The sequence below is a fragment of the Natrinema soli genome, assembly GCF_028618695.1.
In genome coordinates, this window is record NZ_JAQIVI010000072.1 from 1 (window position 1) to 4,179 (window position 4,179).

The 4,179-nt window shown below is 64.5% G+C and carries 6 protein-coding genes; 4 read left to right on the plus strand and 2 right to left on the minus strand.

The genetic code is table 11. The features are described 5' to 3' along the window. Positions 1 to 221, plus strand: a 221-nt coding sequence (locus PGX04_RS04265; RefSeq protein WP_273737371.1) for a universal stress protein, incomplete at its 5' end; no start/stop codon positions are given. Positions 222 to 581: 360 nt separating this feature from the next. Here PGX04_RS04265 and PGX04_RS04270 read toward each other — a convergent pair. Beyond that, a complete protein-coding gene (locus tag PGX04_RS04270) occupies positions 582 to 2,018 on the minus strand; it encodes an ATP-binding protein (protein WP_273737372.1) in 1,437 nt (478 codons plus the stop codon). Positions 2,019 to 2,163: 145 nt separating this feature from the next. Here PGX04_RS04270 and PGX04_RS04275 point away from each other — a divergent pair, with 145 nt between their 5' ends. Both PGX04_RS04275 and PGX04_RS04280 read left to right on the plus strand, forming a co-directional pair. Then, positions 2,164 to 2,535 (plus strand): universal stress protein, encoded by a 372-nt coding sequence (locus PGX04_RS04275; protein WP_273737373.1) that lies wholly within the window; start codon positions 2,164 to 2,166, stop codon positions 2,533 to 2,535. Between the two features lie 2 nt (positions 2,536 to 2,537). Then, entirely contained in the window at positions 2,538 to 3,113 is a 576-nt protein-coding gene (locus PGX04_RS04280) for a GNAT family N-acetyltransferase (RefSeq protein ID WP_273737374.1), read from the plus strand. A 129-nt stretch (positions 3,114 to 3,242) separates the two neighbouring features. Here the strand turns inward: PGX04_RS04280 and PGX04_RS04285 are convergent, their stop codons facing one another. Beyond that, entirely contained in the window at positions 3,243 to 3,701 is a 459-nt protein-coding gene (locus tag PGX04_RS04285) for a universal stress protein (RefSeq protein WP_273737375.1), read from the minus strand. A gap of 296 nt (positions 3,702 to 3,997) precedes the next feature. Between PGX04_RS04285 and PGX04_RS04290 the strand changes: the two genes are divergently transcribed. After that, a partial coding sequence (locus PGX04_RS04290) for a universal stress protein (protein ID WP_273737376.1) occupies positions 3,998 to 4,179 on the plus strand: 182 nt, incomplete at its 3' end.

The window sequence follows — 4,179 nt, forward strand, 5'->3', positions numbered from 1 at the left end:
CGGACGCCGACGCTCGCGCGGCCGATCACGGCCGTTCGATCGACACGACGGTCGTCGTCGGGCAGCCGGCGGACGCCATCGTCGACCACGCGACGGAGAACGAGATCGACCTGATCGTCGTCGGCAGCCACGGCCGGACCGGCTTCTCGAGGGTCCTGCTCGGCAGCGTCGCGGAACGGATTGCTCGGCAGGCACCCGTGCCCGTGACGATCGTTCGATAAGTAGTTGTGGAACCCTACTCTGCGGTGTTGTACGTCGTTCAACTGCGCAATGAGGAACCAGTGGCCGCTGGTGAGAATAAGTAAGACGAGCGTCCTGCTACCGTGGCAACAGGGAATCGCCACGCCCTCCCCAGCCGATTCACTCACTAGCGTTCGCTCATCCCTCGCACGGCTTTACGCCGCGGTTCGTCAGTGACTCACCGCGGCCCAGCGCGCGCCACGGCAGACGGTTGCTCAGTCTCTGCATACGTAGCTCACCGCTATTGAACGATCGTCAGGAATTCTCGTTAGAACCGGCCAATAGCGCGACTACCGGAGCAAAACAGGGAATATCGAACCGGACCCGGATCGAATCGATCGTCAGTGATCGTGATCGTGGTCGTGGTCGTGCGAGTGGTTGCTCGGCTCACCGCCGTCGCTGGCCGCATCGAGGTCCCCGCCGGCCACGAGCGCGTCGTGGTCGCCGCCCATCATGTCCATATTCTTCAGGGTGTCGCGCTCCTCGAACTCCTCGACGGCGTCGAGGAGGTCCTCCTGTGTCAGCGTCGTGCGGTCCTCGGTCAGCGCCTCGAGGACGGCCTCCCGGAGCACCATTCGGAGGTCGCTCCCGGTCAGCCCCTCGGTGACCTCGGCGATGAGGTGGGGATCGAACTCGTCGATGTCCATCGTTCGAGTAATGAGACCGAGGATGTCCGCCCGCATCCCGGAGTCGGGCTTCGGGAAGTTGATGATCTCGTCGAAGCGCCGCCAGGCAGCGTCGTCTAACTGGTCGGGGTGATTGGTCGCCCCGATGAGCAGGACGTCGTCGTCGATGAGCGAGATGTTATCGATGCTCTTGAGGAGCGTGTTGACCGCGCGTTTGAGCGCGGCGTGTTCGTCGCTGCGGCGGGTCTTGGCGACGAAGTCGAACTCGTCGATGAAGAGGATACACGGCGAGAGCCGTTTGGCGACCTCGAAGGTCTTGTCGACGTTCTTGGCGGTCTCGCCGAGATACTGCGAGGTGATCATCGAGAGTTTGACCTCGACGAAGGGGAGGTCCATGTCCCGGGCCAGCGCCTGCGCCGTCGAGGTCTTCCCGGTCCCCGGCGGGCCGACGAACAGCAGTTTTCCGATCTCGCGTAGGCCGATGTCCGCGAGGTAGTCTCGGTGTTCGATCGCCTTCGAGATCTTGTCGAGTTCGTTCTCCTGATCCCGGGTGAGGACGAGGTCGTCGAGCGTGATATCGACCTCCTCGGGGGCGCGGACCTCCACGAGGTCGAGCATCTCCTCGTCGTCCTCGTCGTCGAAGTACTCGTCGAGGAGCCCGTCGATCCAGACCCGATCGGCCTGAATCGGCCGGTTTCGATCGCGAGCTTCCTCGTGGGTGACGTCGACGTTGTACGTCTCGTGGTCCGCGAAGTGTTTCGCCAGCGTCGGGTTCTCGAGCAGTCGCTCGCCGTCGACGCGTTCGACGAACCACTCCTCGGCCATGTCCCGCTGGGCGAGGGTGATCGTGCCGGAGAACTCGTCGCGCTCGGTGAACATCAGATCGGCGACGGCGTCCCACGGCTGGCCGACGCCGGTCGCCTCGCGAGCCGTGCTGGTCGTCACCGACAGCGGTCGACTGATTCCGGCCGGTTTCCGGGTGCTCCCGCCGCTCTCCTCGCTCCCGTCGTCACTCTCGCTCTCGTCGACGCCGCCTGTCCAGTAGACGCGGCGAAACGACGGCGGGAGATCGTTCTCGTCTAGCGTCCGGTCGTCCGAATACACGCTCGTCGTGAGCAGAAACTCCACGACATCGAGCGCCGCATCACTCATTCCGTGAACGTACTCACTACACGTTCTTAACAGCGTCGTCACGCGCAACGTATGCGAACCAGTTCCACCCGAAACGGTCCGCGGCCGCGTTTCGGACCCGGAAATCAGCACAACCGTTTTCGTGTATCGGCTCACAGTCTCCCGTATGAACGTGTTGCTGGGTCTCGGCGGCAGCGACGAGTCGGTGAAGACGCTCCGGCGGACCATCGAGCGAACCCAGGACGTCGGCGACGACCTCACCGTCGTCATCGTCGACAAGCCCGAGTCGAAACGCTCGCAGGACGAGACGTACCGGCTGGCCGTCGACCGGCTCGAGGACGTCGGGCTCGACGACATCCCGGTCGAGAAACTCGAGGGTGACCCCGGGAGCGCGCTGGTCAATTACGCCGAACAGGGCGAGTTCGATCAGTTAGTCATCGGCGGCGGTACCCTGAGCCCGATGGGAAAGATCCAACTCGGCCCGATCACGGAGTTCGTCCTGTTGAACGCCCCGACGACGGTCAAGCTGGTGCGATAACCATGGTCGGAACGCGACAGTATCCGGACGAGGCGTCCGGTCCGTTCGCCTCGCCGCCGACGACCGTCGAGGACCGCAACGGTCGGTCGATCGAGGTCCGCGCACCGGACGAGTTCGCGACCGAGGCGCTCGACGACGTCGTCGACATGTACGTCGAGTTCGATCCCTCCGATCGGGCCCAGGGGATTCCGCCGACCGGCGAGGATCGCATCCGCAACTGGCTCGAGACGATCGGCGAGGACAGCGTCAACGTCGTCGCTCGCCACGAGGGCGACGCGATCGGCCACGCGATGCTCGTCCCCGACTCCGACGATCCGGCGGCGATCGAGCGGAAGGGAGGGATCGAGTGGGAGCTTGCGATATTCGTCCTGCAGGCCTACCAGCGGGCCGGCATCGGCACGCTCCTGCTCGAGAACCTGCTGGGTCACGCCAGCGACATCGGAATCAGTCACGTGTGGCTGACCGTCGAACGGTGGAACAATCCGGCGATCGCACTCTACGAACGGGTCGGCTTCGAAGCGACCGGGACCGAGAGCTTCGAACAGGAGATGGCGATCCTGCTCGAGGGTGACGACTGAGACGAATCGCCGTCAGACTGAGACGGATTGCCGTCAGTCGGTTTCGGCCCGCCCGCAGACGGTCGCAGTTGCGTCGGGAACCCGGTACAGCGATCCGTCTGCGGACCGCTCGATCGCCGAGCCGACCGGCTACACCGAGAGGACCGGCTGGCTCGCGTAGGAGAGGACGTATTCGGCCGCCTTCTCGAGGACTTCCGCCTCGGCTCTGGTCACCGGTTCGCGCGGGAGCACGATGAAGTCGGCGTCGATGTCGTCGGCGGTGTCGAGGACGACGTTGCCGGGGTGGCGCGTCTTCCGCGTCTGCGAGAAGCCGTCGTCGACGGACGTGGCGATCGGAACGCCGGCGTCCTCGGCGATGTCGCCGATATCGTCGAAGAACCCCTGCGTATTCTCCACGATGTCGGTTTCGTCGACTGTGCCGGCGTCTAACCCCCGAATGACGCCCCGTCCGAGAACGAACAGCGCGTGCACGGCGGCGTCGTAGCGGTCGGCGACGCCGATGGCGTACTCGACGGCGGTAGCTGACTCGTCGCTGCCGTCGACCGGCGCGAGAACGGTGTCGACGGTAAACGGCTCGCTGGCGTCCATACGCGGCAGTGGGTGTTCCGTCACAAAAAAGCCACCCCACCGAATGCCGCCTCGATCCTCCCGAGAGAGACCCAGATCCCACCGACCGTTCCCCGTTTCTCCGAAGCTATAGTAGCCACTGAAAGTCACTGTGCACCTGATCGCACGACTGCGTTGCGATTAGTGTGTGAATCGTTTCAGTGGCTACTATACCCCGATCCATCGCTTTGTCACGCAAACGGGGCGATTCACCTCGCTCTGACGAACTCGCTGCCCGAACAGGGACGTTTAAGCGACCGCGAGCGCAATCCATCGATATGTTCGACACGGTCGTGGTCGCCACCGACGGCTCCGAGAGCGTGAAACGGGCCGTCGACGTCGCGCTCGATCTCGCGGACCGCTTCGGGGCCGACGTTCACGCCCTCTCGGTGGTCGACGCCAGCGAGGTCGACGCCTCGCCCCAGCAGCTCCGGGACGAGCTCCGCACCGCCCTCGAGAC